Raw genomic sequence first — 20,724 nt, forward strand, 5'->3', positions numbered from 1 at the left:
GGCGCGCGACCGGGCGCAGGAGGACCCTGCCGGGGTCAGTGGAACGCGACCGGGGTCAGTGGAACTCGGCCAGGGTCAGTGCGGCGTGCGCCACCGAGGCCATCGTCACGTGCCGGTGCCAGCCGGGCAGCGAGCGGCCGGAGAAGTCCCGCAGCCCGACCTCCTGCACGGAGTGCCGGGAGGCCGCCGAGACCCGCCGGGCCTGCTTGGTCATCCGCAGCAGCACGGCCGGCGCGGGCCGCAGCAGATCGGTGATCCACAGCTCGGTGGGCGGGTGGTTCGGGTCGGTCCACTCGCCCACCAGCCGCAGGTGCCGCCGCCGCTCCGGCGAGGGGTCCGGCATCATCACCCGCACCGAGGACACCCAGGAGGTCCGCCGCACCCCCGGCCGGAGCGGGTCGGTCCACTCCACCGGGCTGCGCAGCGCCCGGACGTGCCGCAGCACGTCCTGCGCGGCCACCGTCACCGCACCCTGGCTGGGCAGCGCGGGATCGGTCACCAGCAGCCGGGTCGCGGGCGAGATCCGGGCCAGCACCGGCAGACCGACCTGGGCGAACCGGTGCATGGCGGGCCGGCTGGCGATCCCGCGGATGTCGAGCAGCACCGGGCGGGGCGACAGCCCCGTCTGGAGCACGTTCTCCAGCGCGGCCGTCACCGCGCACTCCTCGTAACTGCGGTCCGCGGCCAGCGGGTCGGGGCAACCGGGGGTCCCGGGCCGGCCGCCGCCCTCCCGCGGCAGGTACAGCCGCCAGGCCACCGGGGTGGCCAGCTCCACCGAGGAGAACCACACCCCGAAGGCCTGCTGGCCCCGGAACATCCGCCCGTGGTGCGGATCGAACCGGTGGCCCGCCCCCACCGACTGCTCCCCGCCCCGGGGGATGGACATCGGCTGCGCCACCCAGGTGGTGGCCGGGGAGAGCTGGTCGAGGTGGTGGGCCAGGGCGCTGCGGATCGGCTGCCACTCCCAGGTGGAGTCCGAGATGAAGTGGTGCAGGCTCTGCTCCGCGCCCACCCCGCCGGTCTGCGCCGCAATGTTGCGGATCGACTTCCGGCCGGGCGCGGCGAGCAGCCCGAACACGTACTGGCGGCCCTTCTCGCGCTGGTCGCGCCGTCTCAGTGAGCCGAAGACCGCGGAGCACAGCTCCTCGGCCACCTCGTGCACGGGATCTCGGCGCCCGGCCCGCGGCCGGTGTACCAGGACGTTCTCGGCGGTCAGCGTGCTCACGTGTCTCCCCCTTGTTCGACTGCCCTTCCACCGTGGTGGGGAGGGGTGGGGGGAGGGGAGGTGTGCCAGGCACACACCTGGCGGCCCCGGTGGTGGGGAACCCACACCTGGGATTGCCCGCCGATTCCGGCGGTACCGCCGTGACCAGCGGGTTTCCGGCCACCGGGGCGGGAACCGGAGGGGTGGGCGGACCCTGCCCGGCGGTGCTCCGACCGGTGGCCGGCCAACCGCCGGGCATGTCGCGGGCTCCGGCCGCCCCGTGGCGGGGCGGCGGCCCGGGGGCTCAGACGAGGGCCGCGTACGCCTCTTCGCTGCTGTCCTTGAGGAACTGGCCGCAGCGCTCGGCCTCCTCGGTCTCGCCGATCGCACCGGCCGCCCGGGCCAGCGCCGCCAGGCAGCGCAGGAAGCCGCGGTTCGCCTGGTGCTCCCACGGGATCGGGCCGTGGCCCTTCCAGCCGGCCCGGCGCAGGGCGTCCAGGCCGCGGTGGTAGCCGGTACGGGCGTAGGCGTAGGACTCCACGACGCGGCCGCCCTCGAAGGCCTCGTCGGCCAGCAGGGCCCAGGCGAGGGAGAAGGTGGGGAACGCGGCCGCGACCTCGGCCGGGCTCTTGGACTCCGTGTCGAGCAGCCGGACGGCGTCCTCGTTCTCCTGCAGATAGGTGGGGTTCGGACCGCCGAGAAGGTTCTGGTGAATGCTCATGCGCGAAGTCTGCCAGCAGTGCGCGGGCGGGGGCCGGGGCCGGGCCCGGCGGCGGTGGCGGTGCCGGCAGTGGCGGTGCTCACACCACCCGTGCTCCGGTGGCCGGGCTTATGATGCGGGCAGGGGACCGGGGCTCCACTTTTCCCAGCAGGAAGGAGCGGACCGCTACCCGGAAGTTCGTGTCGAGGAGACAGCGATGTCGCACACCCTTGATGCCTCCGGAGCGAGCGGTTCGGACACCCCGAACCTCGACTTCGCGGGCACCACCCCCTACGAGGACTATGTCCAGGCGGACGTCCTCACCCATCTCCAGCAGCTCCGGTCGGACGACCCGGGCGAGATGGTCTTCCTGGTCACGACCCAGGTCATGGAGCTGTGGTTCACCGTGATCGTCCACGAGTGGGAGACCGCGGCCCGCGCCCTGGGCGAGGACCGGATCGAGGTCGCGCTGGACGCGCTGAAACGATCCACCTATGAGCTGGAGTCGCTGAACGCCTCCTGGCGCCCGCTGGCCCAGCTCACCCCCGGACAGTTCAACGCCTACCGCGCCGCCCTGGGCGAGGGTTCCGGATTCCAGTCCGCGATGTACCGCCGCATGGAGTTCCTGCTCGGCGAGAAGTCCGCGTCCATGCTGGTGCCGCACCGCGGCGCCCCCCGGGTCCACGCGGAGCTGGAGAAGGCCCTCCAGGAACCCAGCCTCTACGACGAGGTGCTGCGCCTGCTGGCCCGCCGCGGCCACGCCGTCCCCGAGACGGTCCTGCACCGCGACCTGTCCCAGCGGTACGAGCCCTCGCCCGAGGTGGAGGCCGTCTGGACCGCCCTCTACGCGACCGACGACCGGCACGGCGACGAACTGGTCCGGCTCGGCGAGGCCCTCACCGACGTGGCCGAACTGGTCTGGCGCTGGCGCAACGACCACCTGGTCGCCACCCGCCGCGCGATGGGCGCCAAGACCGGCACCGGCGGCTCCGCCGGGGTGGCCTGGCTGGAGAAGCGCGCCACCAAGAACGTCTTCCCCGAGCTGTGGACGGCGCGCAGCCATGTCTGAGACCCCGCTGACGGCCGAGTCCGGGACCCCTCTGCCCGAGACCCCGCTCTCCATACGCGCCGCGTCCCTGGACGCCGAAGACGAACTGGCCAAGCACCGCGACCGGTTCACCCTCCCGCCCGGCCTGGTCTATCTGGACGGCAACTCCCTCGGCGCCCTCCCGGCGGCCGTCCCCGGCCGGGTCGCGGACGTGATCGCGCACGAATGGGGCGAGCTGCTGATCCGCTCCTGGGACGAGAGCGGCTGGTGGACCGCCCCCGAGCGGATCGGCGACCGGATCGCCCCGCTGGTCGGTGCCGCGCCGGGCCGGATCGTGGTCGGCGACTCGACCAGCGTCAACCTCTTCAAGGCGGTGGTGGCGGCCGCCCGGCTGACCGCCGGATCCACCACCGGCCGGGACGAACTCCTGGTCGACTCCACCACCTTCCCCTCCGACGGCTACATCGCCGCCTCGGCGGCGCGGATGACCGGGCTGAAGCTCGTCCCGGTGGAACCGGCGGCCGTGCCCGACGCGCTGAGCCCGCGCACCGCCGCCGTCCTCCTCAACCACGTGGACTACCGCACCGGCCGGCTGCACGACCTGCCCGGACTCACCTCGGCGATCCGCTCGGCGGGCGCGCTGTCCATCTGGGACCTCTGCCACAGCGCGGGCGCGCTGCCGGTGGACCTGGAGGCGAACGCGGTGGACCTGGCGGTCGGCTGCACCTACAAGTACCTGAACGGCGGCCCCGGTTCGCCCGCCTACCTGTACGTGGCCGAACGCCACCAGGCGGGCTTCGACTCCCCGCTGCCCGGCTGGACCTCGCACGCCGACCCGTTCGGCATGACCCCCGAGTACACCCCCGGGGACGGCCCCCGCCGGGGCCGGGTCGGCACCCCGGACATCCTGTCGATGCTGGCCCTGGAAGCCGCCCTGGACGTCTGGGCGGACGTCTCGGTGGAAGCGGTCCGGCGCAAGTCCCTGGCCCTGACCGACTTCTTCCTGGAGTGCGTCGCGGAGTACGTGCCGGCCGGCCGGGTCGAGTCCGCCACCCCGGCCGCCCACGCCGAGCGCGGCAGCCAGGTCTCGCTGCGCACCGAGAACGCGTCCGGGATCATGCGCGAACTGATCGCGCGCGGGGTGGTGGGGGACTTCCGGGCGCCGGACGTGCTCCGTTTCGGGTTCACCCCGCTCTACGTCGGATTCGCCGACGCGGAACGCGCGGCCCGCACCCTGGGTCACATCTACGGGTGATGATCGCGCCCGGCCCGGTCCGGGCCAGGCGGAACGTCACACCAAGGGCGCGGGAGGAGCTCCGGCTCCCCCGCGCCCGCGGCCTTCCGGCCCGCCCGGTGCCCGCGCCGCCCCGGCCGGAGCCGAAGGCCGGGCCGCGGACTGGTACCGTCCCGCTGCCCGGAACACCTGTCCCGGCGGTCCCGCCCGCCCCTGCTGTCCCCGCATACCGAGAGGTGTCGAGAGCCGATGACGGACCCCGCCCCGGAACGGGACGCCGCCGAGGAAGCTTCGGCCTTCTCCCACCCGGCGGTGGCCCCCGACGCGACCGCCCGCTACGGCGAACACCCCGACCAGATCGTCGACTTCTACGCCCCGCGCACCGGCACCGGCCCCGCGCCCCTGGTGGTCGCCCTGCACGGCGGGGCCTGGCGCGCCCCCTACGACCGCCGCCACCTCACCCCGTTCGCCGACTTCCTGGCCCGGCGGGGTTTCGCGGTGGCCAACGTGGAGTACCGGCGCGGTGCCGCCCTCCCGCACCAGGGCGGGTCCGGTCCGGTCGCCGGCCGCTGGCCGGACACCTTCGACGACGTGGCCGCCGCCCTCGACGCCCTGCCCCGGCTGGCGGCCGGGGCCTGCCCGCGGGCCGACCTGCGCCGCACGGTGTTGACCGGCCACTCGGCCGGCGGTCAGCTGGCCCTCTGGGCCGCCGCCCGGCACGTCCTGCCCGCGGACTCCCCGTGGCGGCTGCCCGCCCCGCCCGCGTTGCGCGGGGTGGTCGCCCTGGCCCCCATCGCGGACTTCGCGGCGGCCGAGCGGCTGGAGGTCTGCGGCGGCGCCTGCGGCCAGCTGCTCGGCGGCCCCGAGCACTTCGCGGACCGTCTGCCGCACGCCGACCCGGCGGCCCTGCTGCCCACCGGCATCGCCACGGCCGTGGTCCACGGCCGGGCCGACCTCGTCGTCCCGGCGGCCGTCGCCGAGGCCTATGTGGAGGCCGCCGCCGGGGCGGGCGAGACGGTCGGCCTCACCCTGCTGTCCGAGGTCGGCCACTTCCCGCTGATCGACCCGGCGGCGGACGCCTGCGCGGTGGTCGCCGAGGAGATCGCCCAGCTGGCCTGGTAGCGGCACGGCGGAGGGGCGGACCCGGCAACCGCGCCGGGCCCGCCCCTCCGAGCCGTACGTCCTACAGGAACGAGTTGATCTCGATGGTCTCGGTGCGGCCGGGGCCCACGCCGATGGCGGAGATCGGGGCGCCGGACATCTCCTCCAGCGCCTTCACGTACGCCTGCGCGTTCTTCGGCAGCTCCGCGAAGGTCTTGGCCTTGGTGATGTCCTCGGACCAGCCCGGCAGCATTTCGTAGATCGGCTTCGCGTGGTGGAAGTCGGACTGCGAGTAGGGCAGCTCCTCGACCCGCTTGCCGTCGATCTCGTACGCCACGCACACCGGGATCTGCTCCCAGCCGGTCAGCACGTCCAGCTTGGTGAGGAAGAAGTCGGTGAGGCCGTTGACGCGGGTGGCGTAGCGCGCGATCGGCGCGTCGAACCAGCCGCAGCGGCGGTCGCGGCCGGTGGTGACACCGCGCTCGCCGCCGATGCGGCGCAGGTCCTCGCCGTCCTTGTCGAACAGCTCGGTCGGGAACGGTCCCGCGCCCACCCGGGTGGTGTAGGCCTTCAGGATGCCGATCACCCGGCTGATCTTGGTCGGGCCGACGCCGGTACCGGTGCAGGCACCGCCCGCGGTCGGGTTCGACGAGGTCACGAAGGGGTACGTGCCGTGGTCCACGTCGAGCAGGGTGCCCTGGCCGCCCTCGAAGAGCACGACCTTGTCCTCGTCCAGCGCGTTGTTGAGGATCAGGGTGGTGTCCGCCACGTACGGCTTGATCTGCTCCGCGTACTGGAGCATCTCCTCCACGATCGCCGCCGACTCGATGGCGCGGCGGTTGTAGAGCTTGGCGAGCAGCTGGTTCTTGCCCTCCAGGGCCGCCTCGACCTTCTGGGTGAGGATCGACTCGTCGTAGAGGTCCTGGACCCGGATGCCCACGCGGTTGATCTTGTCCGCGTAGGTCGGGCCGATGCCGCGGCCGGTGGTGCCGATCTTCCGCTTGCCGAGGAAGCGCTCGCCGACCTTGTCCAGGGTGACGTTGTACGGCGTGATCAGGTGCGCGTTACCGCTGATGAGCAGCTTGGAGGTGTCGATCCCGCGCTCGTTGAGGCCGCGCAGCTCCGAGAGCAGGACGGCCGGGTCGACCACGACACCGTTGCCGATGACCGGGGTGCATCCGGGGGAGAGGATGCCGGAAGGGAGGAGGTGCAGTGCGTACTTCTGGTCGCCGACGACGACCGTGTGGCCGGCGTTGTTGCCACCCTGGTAGCGCACTACATAATCAACGGATCCACCGAGCAGGTCGGTGGCCTTTCCCTTGCCCTCGTCACCCCACTGAGCTCCGAGCAGCACAAGAGCGGGCACAGGCGTACACCTCTTCCGGATGGGGCATGTCCAAGGTCAGGGGGCGTACGACGATGTACACCGCAGGCTGAGCCGTCGGACCGGGTGCCCCGGAATAGACGAAGGCCCTGGCGCAATAGCGCAAGGGCCTCTTGCACAAAGATGCTACCCGAGGAAGGACCGAGGTGTCGGCTCCAGAGCCCACCATCAGCGAGACGGGCGCGCCGGCAGGCGCCCTGCTCGTGCTCGTAGACCCGGTCGCCCGCCGCCTCGACGGCGAGTCCGTGCGGATCGCGAAGGACGTGCTGAGCGCGGGAGCGGCGGCCAAGATCTGCCTTCCCGAGAGTTTCGAGGAGTTCGCCCGGGCCCTGGCCCGGCGCGGCCACCGGCGGCCGGTGGTCGTCGGGGACGACCGGGCGCTGGTCCGGACGGTGGCCCTGCTGCACCGGGAGCGGGCCCTCGCGGCGGCCGGGGCGCTGTCCCTGGTGCCGGTGGGTCCGGCGGCGGCCCATCCGCTGGCGCACGCGCTGGGCGTCCCCACGGACACGGTGGCCGCCGCGCGGGTGGCGTTGGACGGCGCGGTGCGCACGTACGACCTGCTGGTGGACGACAGCGACGGGGTGGTGCTGGGCGGGCTGCGGATCCCGCCGGTGCGGCCGGTGGCCGCCCGCTCGGTGTGGAGCGCCTGCCGGTCCCTGGTGCGCACGCTGGGCCGGCCGGGGGCCGAGACCGGCCCGGCCGCCGGGTCCGGGCCGGGGACCGGTCCGCTGGTGGTGGCCGGGGTGCCCTACCGGCTGCGGGTGGAGGCGGACGGAGAGCTGCTGACGGACGTGGACCGGCCGGTGCGGGACCTGAGCCTGGCCGCGGTGAGGGGTCCCGCCGTGGACGGTCCGGACGGGACGGTGGAGGTCAGCGTGCTGCTGGACGACGAGGAGGGGCCGGTGACCGCGTTCGCCCGCTCGGTGACGGTCTCGGGGGCGGACTTCCGCTACCGGGCCGACCACGCGGTGACCGGGCCGGTGCGCCGCCGGACCTGGACCGTGCGGCCGGCGGCCTGGGGACTGACGGTGCCCCGAGACCCCTCCTGACCCCGGCCTCCTGCCCGACCGCGCCCGACCGACCGCGCCCGACCGACCCCGCCCGACCGACCCCGCCCGGTCAGCAGGCGACCCGCAGCTCCCGCAGGCCCCGGATCACGTACCCGTCCTGCCAGCGCGGCTCTTCCAGCAGCCGCAGCGGCGGGGTGCCCGGGTCGAGGAAGGCCCCGAAGGAGGCCGTCAGCTCCAGCCGGGCCAGCGGGGCGCCCAGGCAGTAGTGGATGCCGGCGCCGAAGGACAGGTGCGGGTTGTCCCGCCGGGAGAGGTCCAGGGCGTCGGGGTCCTCGAAGCGGGCCGGGTCCCGGTTGGCGGACCCGAAGAGCAGGGCCACCTCGGCGCCGCGCGGGATGACGGTGTCACCGACGGTGACCTCGTCGAGCACCCAGCGTTCGAACATCTGGAGCGGAGTGTCGTAGCGCATCAGTTCGTCCACAGCTGTGGACAGCGTCCCGGCCGGCCGCTCCCGCAGGGCCCGCAGCTGCTCCGGGTTCCGGAACAGCGCCCACCAGCCGTTCACCGTGGTGTTCACGGTGGCCTCGTGTCCGGCGTTCAGCAGCAGCACGCAGGTGGACACCATCTCCTGCTCGCTGAGCCGGCCCTCCTCGTCATGGGCGGCGATCAGCGCCGACACCAGGTCCTCGCCGGGCCGCCCCCGCCGTTCGGCGATCAGCGCGCGCAGATAGCCGCCGAACTCCTCGCAGGCGGTGACCGCCCGCCGGGCCGTCTCCTCGTCCGGCCGCAGCTCGAACATCCCGCAGATCGCCGCCGACCAGGGCCTCAGCAGACCCCGGTCCGCCTCCGGCACCCCGAGCAGCTCGGCGATCACCGCCACCGGCAGCGGTTCGGCGACCTCCGTCAGCAGGTCCCCGCCGCCGGCCGCGGTGAAGGCGGAGACCAGCTCGCGGGCCAGCCGGTGCACGGTGGGGGCCAGCCGCTCCACCGTCCTCGGGGTGAACGCCTTGGACACCAGCCGCCTGACCCGCGCGTGCGCGGGGTCCTCCAGGTCCAGCAGCCCGTTCCCGTTCATCACGTGGAAGGGCTCGTGCCCGGCCGGCGGCGGGGTCCGCCCGAACTCCTCGTGGGTGAAGCGGTGCAGATAGGTCCGGCCGAGCCGGCGGTCCCGCAGCAGCGCGCTCACATCGGCGTGGTGCGGCACCAGCCACTGCCCGGTCGGCTCCCACCACAGGGCCCTGCCGCGGGTCCGCAGCTCCCGGTAGGCCGGATACGGATCGGCGACGAAGCCGGGGTCCCACGGATCGAAGTCCATCCCCGCAGGGTAGGGGGTCGCCGTTGCCCGCCGGGGGCGGCTCAGGCGGGGGTGACCAGCCGTGCCTCGTACGCGAACACGGCGGCCTGGGTGCGGTCCCGCAGGCCCAGCTTCACCAGGACCCTGCTGACGTGCGTCTTGATGGTGGACTCGGCGACCACCAGCCGGTCGGCGATCTCCGCGTTCGACAGGCCCTGCGCGATCAGCACCAGCACCTCCGTCTCCCGCTCGGTCAGCTCGCCGACCAGGGCCCCGGTCGGCCGCCCGGGGAGCCGGGGCGCCTCCGAGAGCCGGGAGAACTCCGACAGCAGCCGCCGGGTCACCGAGGGCGCCAGCAGGGCCTCGCCGGCCGCGACCACCCGCACCCCGTCGGCGAGCTGCCGGGCCGAGGCGTCCTTCAGCAGGAACCCGGAGGCCCCGGCCCGCAGCGCCTGGTACACGTACTCGTCGAGGTCGAAGGTGGTCAGCACCAGCACCTTCGCGCCGGCGTCCGCCGCCACGATCTCCCGGGTGGCTTCCAGCCCGTTCATCACCGGCATCCGGATGTCCATCAGGACCACGTCCGGGCGGAGCTCCGCCACCTTGGCGACGGCCTCCCGCCCGTCGACGGCCTCACCGGCCACCTCGATGCCGTCCATGGCGTTCAGCAGGACCGAGAAGCCCTCCCGCACCATCATCTGGTCGTCCACGATCAGCACCCTGATGGTCATGCCGCCGCCTCCGCGGCCGGAAGCCGCACCGGGACGAAGGCGGCCACCTCGTACCCGCCGTCGGCGGTCCGGCCGGCGGTCATCTCCCCCTCCAGCATGGCCACCCGCTCCCGCATCCCGGTGATCCCGTGCCCGGCGCCCGGCGAGGGCCGCACGGCCGACGGATCGGACCCGGGACCGTTGACCACCCGCAGACCGAGTCCGCCCAGCACATAGCTGACCTCCACCGAGGCCCGCGCGCCCGGCGCGTGCCGCAGGGTGTTGCTCAGGGCCTCCTGGATGATCCGGTAGGCCGACAGCTCCACGCCCTGCGGCAGCTCCCGCACCGATCCGGTGATCGTCTTCTCGACCTCCAGCCCGGCGGCCCGCACGTTGTCCAGCAGCCCGTCGAGGACGGCCAGGGTGGGCTGCGGGGCGTCCGGGGCCTCGTAGTCCGCGGACCGTACGACACCGAGCACCCGGCGCAGCTCGGTCAGCGCCGCCACCGCGTTCTCCCGGATGGTGGCGAACGCGGCCTCCAGCTCCGGCGGCGGGTTCTTCACCCGGTACGGAGCCGCCTCGGCCTGGATGGCGACCACCGACATGTGGTGGGCGACCACGTCGTGGAGCTCCCGGGCGATGGTGGTGCGCTCTTCGAGCAGGGTCCGCCGGTCCCGCTCCACCGCGGTGACCTCCTGCTGCGCGGTGACCTGCTCCACGGCGGACACCCGGACGTGCCGGACGGCGACGACCAGCAGGGCCAGCGCCGAGGTGAAGGCCATCGGCCCGAGGTTCAGGGGCTGACCGGAGCCGAACAGGCCGATCATCGAGAAGCCCAGGAACACCGTCACCAGCCACATCCAGGCGGCGACCCGGGGGCCGGTCCGGGCGGCCACCACCACCAGCACCGCCAGATAGGCGGCGAAGGAGCTCGGCGACCAGGGCCAGGTCATCCCCCAGGGGTCCAGCACGGCCAGCACACCGGTGGTCAGCACCGCGGTCCAGAACGCCCCGACCGGCCGCACCAGGGTCATCAGCACCGGGGCGGCCGCGATCAGGCCGATGATCAGGGACTTGTTGAGGGGGCCGTAGCTCCGGTTGGTGCCCAGTGCGAGCAGCAGCACGAACGCGGCCGTCCCCACCACCAGCGCGTGCGGGGCGTAGGCCAACCGGCCCCGGAACCGCTCGGGCAGTCGGCCCAGCAGCGGTCCCCGAGCCTGTATGGGGGGCAGCGGGCGGTAGTCGAAGGCGCCGGTGAACAGGTCACGGCGGAGTTGCCGGAACAGGCCGGTGGCCAGGTCGAACTCGGGGGTCCGGGGCTTCTCCCCGGTCGCGGTCTCGGTCACGTCCCCGACGGTATGCGGTGCGCGGGGTGCCGTGCGTCGCCGCTGATGGGGATCTTTCCGGGTCCGTCTCAAGGAGGACGGGCACCCCGGAACGGGGACCCGGCGGAGTCGGCGGCGGTGCGTCGGCGGTGGTGGGTCAGCGGTGGTAGGTGAGCGGTGCCGTCTGGCCGCCGACGAGTTCGCGGACCAGGGTGCCGTCCCCGGGGACGGTGATCCGGCTCCACCGGCCGGCGTCGCAGGAGGCGGTGGGACCGTACGAGACGGTGGACGGGCTGAGTTCCAGCGGCGGGCCGGCCGACTGGAGGGTGGCGGTCCAGCCGCACTCGTAGGCGGGGGCGCGGACGGTCAGGGTCATCACCGGGTCGCCGACACCGCCCTGGGCGAGGGTGAGCCGCCAGGTCTGGTCCCCGGAGCGGGCGGTCCAGACGCCGAGGTGGTCGGCGGGGACCGCGTCGGCGCCGGTGGTTCCGGTGGTTCCGGTTGTCGTTCCGGTGCCGCCGTTCGCCCCGTCGTCGGGGGTCCTGGAGGCGGGCGCGGAGAGGCTGGTGGAGGGGGACGGGGAGGCGCCGGAGCGGCCGTCCTCGCCGCTGCTCATCACGGCGTAGACGGTGGCGCCCGCGGAGACGGCCACGACGGTGGCCACCGCGACCAGGAACACGGTGGAGGCGGTGCGCGGCCGCCGCGGGGGCTCCGGCGCGGGCGGCGGCGGGGCGTGGTACGGGGGCGCCGGCGGGGCGTAGCCGGGGGCCGGGCCGTAGACCGGGGCCGGTACCGGGGCATGGGCCGGGGGCGGGACGTGGCCCGCGGGCGGTCCGTACGCGGGGTGCGCCGGGTAGCCGGGGTGCGCGGGGGGCAGGTGCGGTGGCGGGGCGACGACGGTGGGGGCGGCCAGGGTCCGGGGGTCCCGATCCGGCCGGACCTGACCGTCCGTCCGGAGCGGGTGGTCCGCCCCGTCCGTCCGGTCCGTCTGCTCCGGGGCGTGGTCGTCCTCGCGGTCCAGCAGCTGGACGGCGTGCCGGCCCAGCTGGGCGACCAGCGCGGCGGGCAGCCACGGCTCCAGGGCCCGGCCGTCGGCCACGGTGTCCTCGGCGCCCACCTCGACCAGCAGTTCGGCGGGGGTGGGCCGGGCGGCGGGGTCCTTGTCGAGGCAGCCGGCGATCAGCGGGCGCAGTTCGGCGGGGACGGCCGAGAGGTCCGGTTCGGACCCGGTGATCCGCAGCAGCAGCGGGGCCAGCCCGCCGGCGGACTCCGGGTCCCCGAAGGGCAGGGCGCCGGTGGCGGCGTACATCAGGACCGCGCCGAGACAGAACACGTCGCAGGGCGGTCCGACCTGCTCGCCGCGGACCTGCTCGGGGGCCATGAAGCCGGGGGAGCCGACGAGCTCCCCGGTCCGGGTGAGGGCCGGGGCCTCGGTCTCGCTCTGGTCCAGGGCGCGGGCGATGCCGAAGTCGATGACCCGGGGGCCGTCGATGGTCAGCAGCACGTTCGACGGCTTCAGATCGCGGTGGATCAGTCCGGCCCGGTGGATGTCCCGGAGGGCGTGGGCCAGGCCTGCGGCGAGGATCCGTACCGAACGGGTGGGCAGCGGGCCGAAGTCGCGGGCCACCACCTGGCGGAGGCTGGGGCCCGCCACATAGCCGGTGGCCAGCCAGGGGGTCTCCGCCTCGGTGTCGGCGTCGAGGACCGGGGCGGTCCATTCGCCGCCGACCCGGCGGGCGGCGGACACCTCGTGGCGGAACCGGGTGCGGAACTCCTCGCGGCGGGCCAGCTCGTGGTGGACCAGCTTCACCGCCACGGTCCGGCCGCGGTCGGACCGGGCCAGGTACACCCGGCCCATGCCGCCGGACCCGAGCCGGGACAGCAGCCGGTAGGGGCCGATGCGCTGCGGATCCCCCGGACGCAGTTGTTCCATGGCCATGTGGTCCCTCCCCCTGGGCCGTTCGACTGGCCGAGGATAGTCGGCGCTCCGGGCGCCCGCAGGGTGGGGGACGATGACGATCCTGTTCCGGTTGCCCGCGGCCCTCGTCCGAACGCGGATGCGGGCGCCGGGCCGTCGGCTGCCGGGTCAGCGGCTGCCGGGGGAGGCGGCGGGTTCCGGGGTCAGCGGCTGCCGGGGGAGGCGGCCGGGGCGCCGAGCGAGTCCATGGCGGCGGACAGGAGTTCCAGGGCGCGGACGGTCTCCTCGAAGGCGGCCGGGCCGAGTTCCCGGGCGAGCCGGTCGGCCAGCTCGGCGTGGCCCGGTCCGATCCGGTCGATGGCGGCCCGCCCGTCCGCCGTGGGGCGGAGCAGCTTCGCCCGGCGGTGCGCGGGGTTGGGGAGGTACTCGGCGAGACCGCCGTCGACCAGCAGGTCGGCCACCCGCTGCACGCTCTGCCGGGTGATGCCCATGGCGCGGGCGATCCCGGCCACCGGCAGCGGCTCGCCGAGGACCGCGCCGAGCACCTGCCAGTGCGCGGCGCTCAGCCCGGCGGGCCGGGCCAGTTCCTCGGACACCGCGAGGAACTGGCCGTTCAGCCGGAACACCCCGAGCGCCGTCCGGCTCAGCAGCTCTCCGGCGGGGCTAGGCATCGCCGGTTTCCGAGGCGGCCATCAGCACCGGGTAGGCGCTCGGGTCGGAGTCGTGGAAGAGGCGGTACCAGGCGTCCAGGACCTCCGGGCCGTAGACCCCGAGCCGGGCGAAGACCTCGCGGGCGAAGGCGACGGGCTCGGTGGGGCCCGCGGTGATCAGGTCGCCGTCGGTGACGGCGTCGGCCTCCACGTACCGGTCGGCGCCGGCGTAGCCCGTGCCGGCCAGGTAGAAGGAGATCGCGCTGGTGTGGGCGCGGGTGTCCAGCAGTCCTTCGCGGGCCAGTCCGGCGGTGGCCCCGCAGATGGCGGCGACCGGGACGCCGGCTTCGAGGAACGCGCGGGCCTTGGCGGCGAACGGGGCCAGCGAGTCGCCGGTGTCCCACAGGCTCGCGCCGGTGAGGATCAGCAGCGAGGAGTCGGCCGGGTCCAGGTCCGCCAGCTCGCCGTCGGGCTGGACGCGGATTCCGCCCATGGTGGTGACCGGCTTGTCGGCGGCCAGTGCGACCGTGCGGATCTGGTAGCCGCGCTGGGCGAGGTGGGCGGTGGTGTGCCCGGTCTCCCAGTCCGCGTACGTGTCGTACACCGCGAGGTGGACCGGCTTGTGCGAGGGGCGGTGCGAGGGGCTGCTCATGGTGCTCTCCTCCGTCGTCTGTGACAGCAGACTGTCATGATGACAGCTTACTGTCAATGGCTGCCGGCGCTCCTCGGCGGACAGACTGCCGAGGCCGGGCCGCCACCCTCATACAAGGCGCCGATATCCCCTCCCACCTGCGCACTTCTAGCCTGACCGCATGACCCCTCAGCCGCAGCCCGCCCCCGCGACCGGCGCCGCAGTCAAAGCCGCCGACCGCGCCCACGTCTTCCACTCCTGGTCCGCGCAGGAGCTCATCGATCCGCTCGCCGTCGCCGGGGCCGAGGGGTCGTACTTCTGGGACTACGAGGGCAACCGGTACCTCGACTTCTCCTCCCAGCTGGTCAACACCAACATCGGACACCAGCACCCCAAGGTGGTCGCCGCCATCCAGGAGCAGGCCGGCCGGCTCTGCACCCTGGCCCCCGGCTTCGCCGTGGACGTACGCTCCGAGGCCGCACGCCTCATCGCCGAGCGCACCCCCGGCGACCTCGACAAGATCTTCTTCACCAACGGCGGCGCCGAGGCCGTGGAGAACGCCGTCCGGATGGCCCGGCTGCACACCGGCCGCCAGAAGGTCCTGAGCACCTACCGCTCCTACCACGGCGCCACCGCCGCGGCGATCAACCTCACCGGCGACCCCCGCCGCTGGCCCTCCGACACCGCATCGGCCGGAGTGGTCCACTTCTGGGGACCCTTCCTCTACCGCTCCCCCTTCCACGCGACCACCGAGGCCGAGGAGTGCGCACGCGCCCTCGCCCACCTCGCCGACACCATCGCCTTCGAGGGCCCGCAGTCCATCGCCGCGATCATCCTGGAGACCGTCCCCGGCACCGCCGGGATCATGGTCCCGCCGGCCGGCTACCTCGCCGGGGTCCGCGAACTCTGCGACCGCCACGGCATCGTGTTCATCCTCGACGAGGTGATGGCCGGCTTCGGCCGCACCGGGCGCTGGTTCGCCGCCGAGCACTGGGACGTCACCCCCGACCTGCTGACCTTCGCCAAGGGCGTCAACAGCGGATACGTCCCGCTGGGCGGGGTCGCCATCTCCGCCGAGATCGCCGCCACCTTCGCCCGCCGCCCCTACCCCGGCGGCCTCACCTACTCCGGCCACCCCCTGGCCTGCGCCGCCGCGGTCGCCACCATCACCACCATGGAGGAGGAGGGCATCGTCGAGCACGCCGCCCACCTCTCCGAGCAGGTCATCGGCCCGGCCCTCGCCGAGATCGCCGAACGCCACCCGTCCGTCGGCGAGGTCCGCGGGCTGGGCACCTTCTGGGCGCTGGAACTGGTCCGGGACAAGGAGACCCGGGAGCCGCTCGTCCCCTACAACGCGGCGGGCCCCGACAACGCGCCGATGGCCGAGTTCGCGGCCGCCTGCAAGAAGTCCGGACTGTGGCCGTTCGTGAACATGAACCGCACCCATGTCGTCCCGGCCTGCAACATCGGCGAGACCGAGGCCAAGGAGGGACTCGCCCTGCTCGACGAGGCGCTGACCGTCGCGGACCGTCACACGACCTCCGCGTAGCGGCCGCCCTTCCGCTCCGCTGCCTGGCCTAAGGTGTCCGAAGCCCTACAAAGGAGACGGACCCCATGCCAGGCAGCGGAGCTGTCACCCGGAACACCCTCCGCCAGCAGATCGCGGACGCCCTGCGCGACGAGGTGCTCGCGTGCCGCCTGCCCCCGGGCAAGGAGTTCACGGTCAAGCAGATCGCCGAGCAGTACGAGGTCTCGGCGACCCCGGTCCGCGAGGCCCTGGTGGACCTCTCGGCGCAGGGGCTGCTGGAATCCGTCCAGCACCGCGGCTTCCGGGTCCGGGTGTTCACCGTCGACGACTTCCGCGGCATGGTCGAGGCCCGCACCCTGATCGTGGACGGGATCTTCCGGCGGCTGGTGGAGCGCGGCACCGCGCCCGGCGCCGGGGAACAGCTGGTCTCCGTGCGCCGCCGCGCCGAGGAGGCCCAGCGGGCCGCCGAGAGCGGCTCCCTGGAGGTGCTGATCGGCTACGACCTGCGGTTCTGGCGGGAACTGGGCGGGCTGGTCGGCAACGTGTACATCTCCGAGTTCCTGCACCGGCTCCGGGTGCAGTGCTGGGTCTTCGCCGTGCCCTATCTGAAGAGCGAGCCGCAGCTGCGGACCCTGCTGTGGCGCGGCCACACGGAACTGCTGGACGCCGTCACCCGGGCCGACGCCGACGAGGTGCGGCGGCTGGTCCACTCCTACAACCAGCACGGGCTGGACTGGGCGGCCGACCTGAAGGCGGCCGGCCAGTGACCGACACCGACACCGGTACCGAGACGGAGACCGGGACAGGGACCGGGGCCGGGACGGGCCCCGGGGCGGCGGCACCAGACCTGCCCCGGACCGCCCCCCAGCGCTGGCTGGGCGAGGTCGGGCTCAGCGTGGTGGTCCCCGCCTACCGGGAGGAGGAGCGGCTCGGCGCCACCCTGGAGGCCCTGCGCGGCTTCCTGGACGAGCACTGCGGCCGCCGGCCCGGCGACTGGGAGGTGCTGGTCGTCGACGACGGCTCCACCGACGGCACCGCGGCCCTCGCCGAGGCGGCCGCCGCCCTGGAACCCCGGATCCATGTGATCCGCTCCGAACACAACCGTGGCAAGGGCGCCGCCCTGCGGATGGGCGTGCTGGCCTCCGCGGGCCGGCGGGTGCTGCTCACCGACGCCGACCTCGCCACCCCCGTGGAGGAGCTCGTCCACCTGGAACGCGCCCTGGCCGGGAGTCCGGACACGCTGGCCGCGATCGGTTCCCGGGCGCGGCCCGGCTCCGCCGTGGAGCGCCGCCAGAGCCGTGGCCGGGAGCTCCTCGGCCGGGCCGGGAACCGGCTGATCCGGGCGGTGGCGGTGCCCGGGATCCGGGACACCCAGTGCGGTTTCAAGCTGTTCGACGGGGACCGGGTGCGGGCCGCGTTCGCGGCCTCCCGGCTGGACGGCTGGGGGGTGGACGTGGAGATCCTCCGCTACTTCCACCGCCGGGGCTGGGCCGTGGCGGAGGTCCCGGTGCGCTGGTCGCACCAGGACGGATCCAAGGTGCGGCCGCTGGACTACCTCCGGGTGCTCGGCGAGCTGGCCCGGCTGAACGCGGGCAACCTGGCCGTCGCCGCCCTCTTCCTGCTGGTCTCGGTGCTGCTCTACCGGCACCGCTGGGCCGACCCGCTCGGCACCTATCTGGCCGACTCCGGCCAGGACCAGAACCAGTGGGAGTGGTTCTTCTCGGTCACCGCCGACAACCTCCTGCACGGGCGGAACCCGCTGTTCACCACCTTCCAGGGGATGCCCGAGGGGGTGAACCTGATGGGCAACACGGTGATGCTCGGCCTGTCCGTGCCGCTGGCCCCGCTGACCCTGACGGCCGGCCCCGAGATCACCCTGCTGCTGGTCTTCACCCTGGGCCTGGCCGGCACCGCCTGGGCCTGGTACCGGCTGATCCGCCGCTGGCTGGTGGGCTCCCGCTGGGCGGCGGCGGCCGGCGGCGCCCTCGCGGCCTTCGCGCCGCCGATGGTCTCGCACGCCAACGCGCACCCCAACTTCGTGGTGCTGTTCATGCTCCCGGTGATCGTCGACCGGGCGCTGCGGCTCTGCACCGGCCGCCGGGTGGTCCGCGACGGGGTGCTGCTGGGCCTGTTCTCCGCCTACCAGGTGTTCCTCGGCGAGGAGCCCTTCCTGCTGGCGGCCATGGGCATGCTGCTGTTCGCCGGGGCGTACGCGGCCATGGACCGGGAGCGGGCCCGGGCCGCCTGGAGACCGCTGGCCAAGGGGCTGGGGATCGCCGCGGCCGTGTCCGTACCGCTGGTGGCGTTCCCGCTGTACTGGCAGTTCTTCGGCCCGCAGAGCTACCACTCGGTGCTGCACGGGGACAACGCCGGGAACAGCCCCCGGGCCCTGGTGGAGTACGCCTCCCGGTCCCTCTTCGGGAACCGGCCGACGGCCGAGGCGCTGTCGCTGAACCCCACCGAGCAGAACGCCTTCTTCGGCTGGCCGCTGCTCGCCCTGGCCGTCGCGGTCGCGGTCTGGCTGTGGCGGGCCACCGTGGTGCGCGCGCTGGCGGTCACCGCGCTGGCCGCCGCGCTGCTGTCGCTGGGCCCCCGGGTCCGGATCCCGCACACCGACCTGGTGCTGCCCGGCCCCTGGCGGCTGCTCGCCCACCAGCCGTTGTTCGAGTCGGTGATCGAGGGGCGGGTGGCGATGGTGTGCGCCCCCGTGCTGGGCATGCTGCTGGCCCTGGGACTGGACCGGATCCGGCGGCTGCGGGTCCGCGAGCAACGGGTGCTGGGCGGGCTGGCGGTGGCCGCGGCGCTGCTGCCGATCCTGCCGCTGCCGCTGGAGGTCCGGGACCGCGCGCCGGTGCCCGCCTTCTTCGCGGAGGGGCTCTGGAAGCCGTACGTCAAGCCGGGCGAGGCACTCGTTCCGGTACCGCTGCCGGACCCGGCGGCGGCCGACGCGCTGCACTGGCAGGTGTCCTCGGGCTTCGGGTTCCGGCTGGCCGGCGGCTACTTCAACGGCCCGTGGGGACCGGAGCGGATCGGGATCTACGGGGCCGCCCCCCGGCACCTGTCGAACCTGCTGCGGGACGTCCACTACGGCGCCGAGCCCCCCGAGATCACCCCGGAATGGCGGGCCCAGGCCCGGGCCGACCTGGAGTACTGGAAGGCCGGCGCGGTGGTGCTGACCCGGCAGGACCGGGCCCTGGTGCTCCGGGACCTGCTCACCGACCTGCTGGGACGGCCGCCGGTGAAGGAGGCCGACGCCTGGGTGTGGCGGGTGGGCTCCCGGTAGCCCCCCGGTAGCCGCTTTCCGGCCGTCCGCATGCCGACGACCCCTTCGCTGAGCGTGTCCGGCGCACTACGCTGGCCCGATCGGCGGACAACGGCTGACTCGACGACCGATCGGAGCCCGCGTGGCCTGTGACCTGTGGCTGGTCCCCCTTGTCGACGTGCTGTGCCACAGCCCCGACAACCCCTTCGCGGAGGAGATCGCCGCGTACGACAAGGCGCTCGGCGCGGCCGGGCTGCCGTCCGTGCCCGTCTTCGCCTACATGCCGGGCCTGTCGGGGGACGTGGCCCCGGTGGCCGGCTTCGACTACGACGCCCTGCACTTCCTGCGGCGGGCGTACCTGCTCCAGATCTGCGGGCTGCCGGTGACCCCGGTGGACGAGCTGGGCGGGGACTACGAGCAGCTGCTGGAGATGTTCGAGTCCACGGCCCAGGAATCGCACCTGGTGTGGCACTACGACCATGCCGGCGCCTATGTGCCGGTGGACTTCCCGGCCCCGCTGGCCAACGAGGAGCTGCTGGCCGGCGGGGGCCCGCTGGGCTCGGCGCAGGGGCTGCTGCGGGAGCTCGTCGTGGTCGCCCCGGCGATCGGGATCGACCCGGGGAACCCGCCGGCGGCCCCTGCGGCACCGGGCCGGCCGACCTCGCTGGAGGAGCCGGCGGGTCCGATCCCGCCGGACGACAGTCCCTTCGCCCGCGAGCGGCACGTGTGGCTGGGGCTGCACGCGGCGGCCACCCGGAGCCTGGGCCAGGGCTCGATGATCATCTTCAGCTGACCGTGATTCCGAGCGTGATCACGACCGTGGCCGTGAGCTCAGCGCGGCTGTTCCGGGGGCCGCTGTCTGGGCATGTTGGGCCGGGTGCCCGGGGGCAGCGGGAAGCGGCCCGGGTGGGCGCCCGGCTCCGGCCCGCGGCCCGCCCCGGCGGCCGGCGACTGCATGACCAGCGGGGCCGGCCCGGCCCGGAACTCCACCATCCAGTCGGCGGTCTCGGAGCGCACCAGCTCGGTGATGTCCTCGGAGAACCGGCGCAGCACGGTGAGGCACCGTTCCGCCGCCTCGCCGGCGGTGCCCTCGGTGGGGCCCAGGACCTCCCGGACGTTCTCCGAGGCCCAGTCGAACTGGAGGGTCTGGAGCCGGCGCTGCACGGCCTGCGCGGTGGCCACGTCCCGCATCCACCCGGAGGTCAGCCCGAAGAACCGGTCGCAGCCCAGGCAGGCCGCGCCCAGCAGCAGCGAGAGGTATCCGTAGACCGAGGCGCCGGGCGCCGACCCGGTCAGTTCCAGCAGCGGCATGGCGGCCCCGGTGACCGCCCCGAGGGCGGCCCCGGCCCGCAGCAGCCGGGCACCGCGGCGCTTCCAGGCGCGGTCGGAGAGGTACCACTCGGCGGTGCGCAGCGCGTCGGCCTCGACCCGCCGGTAGAGCTCGTCGAGGCGCTCGGCGGGCTCGCCCCAGTCCCCCAGGGGGAACGGCCGGCCGGTGAGGTCGCCCGCCGCCCTCGCCCCGCTGCCGATCTCGTCCCGGGGGTCCCGGGGATCGCGGGGTGGCCCCTCGGGCTGCATCTCCGGCTGGCTCACCCGGCACTCCCTCTGCCTGCGCTGACTGTGGTGGTGCGCGTGTGCGCAATGGTGCGCATGCTCGTCGGTGCCCTTCCTACCCCCGAATGGCGGCCCATGGGCGTGGAATCCCGGGTTTTCCGCCCGCAAGGA

Annotated in this window: 18 protein-coding genes; 8 read left to right on the forward strand and 10 right to left on the reverse strand. The window is 74.2% G+C overall.

Annotation, left to right across the window (positions count from 1 at the left end; genetic code table 11):
* Positions 1-55 precede the first annotated feature (55 nt).
* Positions 56-1,216, reverse strand: a complete 1,161-nt coding sequence (locus ACZ50K_RS17530) for an IS701 family transposase (RefSeq protein WP_468903992.1) — start codon at positions 1,214-1,216, stop codon at positions 56-58.
* A gap of 292 nt (positions 1,217-1,508) precedes the next feature.
* Positions 1,509-1,925 carry a DUF3151 domain-containing protein gene (locus ACZ50K_RS17535; RefSeq protein ID WP_468903594.1) on the reverse strand — a complete coding sequence of 139 codons (417 nt, stop codon included), beginning with the start codon at positions 1,923-1,925 and terminating at the stop codon, positions 1,509-1,511.
* 196 nt (positions 1,926-2,121) lie between these two features.
* Between ACZ50K_RS17535 and ACZ50K_RS17540 the strand changes: the two genes are divergently transcribed.
* The 3 genes from ACZ50K_RS17540 (at position 2,122) to ACZ50K_RS17550 (ending at position 5,308) form a co-directional block, all read left to right on the forward strand.
* Positions 2,122-2,973 carry a tryptophan 2,3-dioxygenase family protein gene (locus tag ACZ50K_RS17540; RefSeq protein WP_468903596.1) on the forward strand — a complete coding sequence of 284 codons (852 nt, stop codon included), beginning with the start codon at positions 2,122-2,124 and terminating at the stop codon, positions 2,971-2,973.
* Positions 2,966-4,207, forward strand: a complete 1,242-nt coding sequence (gene kynU, locus ACZ50K_RS17545) for a kynureninase (protein WP_468903598.1) — start codon at positions 2,966-2,968, stop codon at positions 4,205-4,207. Before ACZ50K_RS17540 ends, kynU begins: the two co-directional genes overlap by 8 nt.
* 228 nt (positions 4,208-4,435) lie before the next feature.
* Positions 4,436-5,308 (forward strand): alpha/beta hydrolase family protein, encoded by an 873-nt coding sequence (locus ACZ50K_RS17550; RefSeq protein ID WP_468903600.1) that lies wholly within the window; start codon positions 4,436-4,438, stop codon positions 5,306-5,308.
* Between the two features lie 61 nt (positions 5,309-5,369).
* Here ACZ50K_RS17550 and ACZ50K_RS17555 read toward each other — a convergent pair whose 3' ends face one another.
* Entirely contained in the window at positions 5,370-6,653 is a 1,284-nt protein-coding gene (locus tag ACZ50K_RS17555) for an adenylosuccinate synthase (RefSeq protein WP_468903602.1), read from the reverse strand.
* 164 nt (positions 6,654-6,817) lie between these two features.
* On the opposite strand from ACZ50K_RS17555, the gene ACZ50K_RS17560 reads away from it, so the two are divergent.
* Complete coding sequence (locus tag ACZ50K_RS17560) at positions 6,818-7,720, forward strand: diacylglycerol kinase (RefSeq protein ID WP_468903604.1); 903 nt, start codon at positions 6,818-6,820, stop codon at positions 7,718-7,720.
* A gap of 70 nt (positions 7,721-7,790) precedes the next feature.
* On the opposite strand, the gene ACZ50K_RS17565 is transcribed toward ACZ50K_RS17560, so the two are convergent.
* The 6 genes from ACZ50K_RS17565 to ACZ50K_RS17590 form a co-directional block, all read right to left on the reverse strand.
* Positions 7,791-8,996: a cytochrome P450 gene (locus tag ACZ50K_RS17565; protein ID WP_468903606.1), complete on the reverse strand. Its 1,206-nt coding sequence runs from the start codon at positions 8,994-8,996 to the stop codon at positions 7,791-7,793.
* Positions 8,997-9,037: 41 nt separating this feature from the next.
* Positions 9,038-9,706, reverse strand: a complete 669-nt coding sequence (locus ACZ50K_RS17570; protein ID WP_468903608.1) for a response regulator — start codon at positions 9,704-9,706, stop codon at positions 9,038-9,040.
* Positions 9,703-11,031 carry a sensor histidine kinase gene (locus tag ACZ50K_RS17575; protein WP_468903610.1) on the reverse strand — a complete coding sequence of 443 codons (1,329 nt, stop codon included), beginning with the start codon at positions 11,029-11,031 and terminating at the stop codon, positions 9,703-9,705. Before ACZ50K_RS17575 ends, ACZ50K_RS17570 begins: the two co-directional genes overlap by 4 nt.
* A 136-nt stretch (positions 11,032-11,167) precedes the next feature.
* Positions 11,168-12,949 carry a serine/threonine-protein kinase gene (locus ACZ50K_RS17580; protein WP_468903613.1) on the reverse strand — a complete coding sequence of 594 codons (1,782 nt, stop codon included), beginning with the start codon at positions 12,947-12,949 and terminating at the stop codon, positions 11,168-11,170.
* Positions 12,950-13,131: 182 nt separating this feature from the next.
* Positions 13,132-13,599, reverse strand: coding sequence for a MarR family winged helix-turn-helix transcriptional regulator (locus tag ACZ50K_RS17585; protein WP_468903615.1), 468 nt, complete (start codon positions 13,597-13,599; stop codon positions 13,132-13,134).
* Positions 13,592-14,230, reverse strand: coding sequence for a DJ-1/PfpI family protein (locus tag ACZ50K_RS17590; protein WP_468903617.1), 639 nt, complete (start codon positions 14,228-14,230; stop codon positions 13,592-13,594). Before ACZ50K_RS17590 ends, ACZ50K_RS17585 begins: the two co-directional genes overlap by 8 nt.
* A gap of 160 nt (positions 14,231-14,390) precedes the next feature.
* On the opposite strand from ACZ50K_RS17590, the gene ACZ50K_RS17595 reads away from it, so the two are divergent.
* From ACZ50K_RS17595 to ACZ50K_RS17610, 4 genes are all read left to right on the forward strand, one after another.
* A complete protein-coding gene (locus tag ACZ50K_RS17595) occupies positions 14,391-15,758 on the forward strand; it encodes an aminotransferase class III-fold pyridoxal phosphate-dependent enzyme (protein ID WP_468903619.1) in 1,368 nt (455 codons plus the stop codon).
* Between the two features lie 65 nt (positions 15,759-15,823).
* Positions 15,824-16,504, forward strand: a complete 681-nt coding sequence (locus tag ACZ50K_RS17600; protein WP_468903621.1) for a GntR family transcriptional regulator — start codon at positions 15,824-15,826, stop codon at positions 16,502-16,504.
* A gap of 80 nt (positions 16,505-16,584) precedes the next feature.
* The gene (locus ACZ50K_RS17605) at positions 16,585-19,020 is read left to right on the forward strand and encodes a dolichyl-phosphate beta-glucosyltransferase (protein ID WP_468903995.1); all 2,436 of its coding nucleotides are present in this window, start codon (positions 16,585-16,587) and stop codon (positions 19,018-19,020) included.
* Positions 19,021-19,141: 121 nt separating this feature from the next.
* Positions 19,142-19,792, forward strand: coding sequence for a hypothetical protein (locus ACZ50K_RS17610; protein ID WP_468903623.1), 651 nt, complete (start codon positions 19,142-19,144; stop codon positions 19,790-19,792).
* A 38-nt stretch (positions 19,793-19,830) separates the two neighbouring features.
* On the opposite strand, the gene ACZ50K_RS17615 is transcribed toward ACZ50K_RS17610, so the two are convergent.
* Entirely contained in the window at positions 19,831-20,592 is a 762-nt protein-coding gene (locus ACZ50K_RS17615; protein ID WP_468903625.1) for an SLATT domain-containing protein, read from the reverse strand.
* Between the last annotated feature and the right edge of the window lie 132 nt (positions 20,593-20,724).

This window comes from Streptomyces sp. NPDC033845, assembly GCF_055576225.1.

Excerpts from the sequence above, each read along its gene's own strand:
- ACZ50K_RS17535 (WP_468903594.1), bottom strand. The coding sequence starts at position 1,925 with ATGAGCATTCACCAGAACCTTCTCGGCGGTCCGAACCCCACCTATCTG.
- ACZ50K_RS17540 (WP_468903596.1), top strand. The coding sequence starts at position 2,122 with ATGTCGCACACCCTTGATGCCTCCGGAGCGAGCGGTTCGGACACCCCG.
- kynU (WP_468903598.1), top strand. The coding sequence starts at position 2,966 with ATGTCTGAGACCCCGCTGACGGCCGAGTCCGGGACCCCTCTGCCCGAG.
- ACZ50K_RS17550 (WP_468903600.1), top strand. The coding sequence starts at position 4,436 with ATGACGGACCCCGCCCCGGAACGGGACGCCGCCGAGGAAGCTTCGGCC.
- ACZ50K_RS17565 (WP_468903606.1), bottom strand. The coding sequence starts at position 8,996 with ATGGACTTCGATCCGTGGGACCCCGGCTTCGTCGCCGATCCGTATCCG.
- ACZ50K_RS17570 (WP_468903608.1), bottom strand. The coding sequence starts at position 9,706 with ATGACCATCAGGGTGCTGATCGTGGACGACCAGATGATGGTGCGGGAG.
- ACZ50K_RS17580 (WP_468903613.1), bottom strand. The coding sequence starts at position 12,949 with ATGGCCATGGAACAACTGCGTCCGGGGGATCCGCAGCGCATCGGCCCC.
- ACZ50K_RS17585 (WP_468903615.1), bottom strand. The coding sequence starts at position 13,599 with ATGCCTAGCCCCGCCGGAGAGCTGCTGAGCCGGACGGCGCTCGGGGTG.
- ACZ50K_RS17590 (WP_468903617.1), bottom strand. The coding sequence starts at position 14,230 with ATGAGCAGCCCCTCGCACCGCCCCTCGCACAAGCCGGTCCACCTCGCG.
- ACZ50K_RS17595 (WP_468903619.1), top strand. The coding sequence starts at position 14,391 with ATGACCCCTCAGCCGCAGCCCGCCCCCGCGACCGGCGCCGCAGTCAAA.
- ACZ50K_RS17600 (WP_468903621.1), top strand. The coding sequence starts at position 15,824 with ATGCCAGGCAGCGGAGCTGTCACCCGGAACACCCTCCGCCAGCAGATC.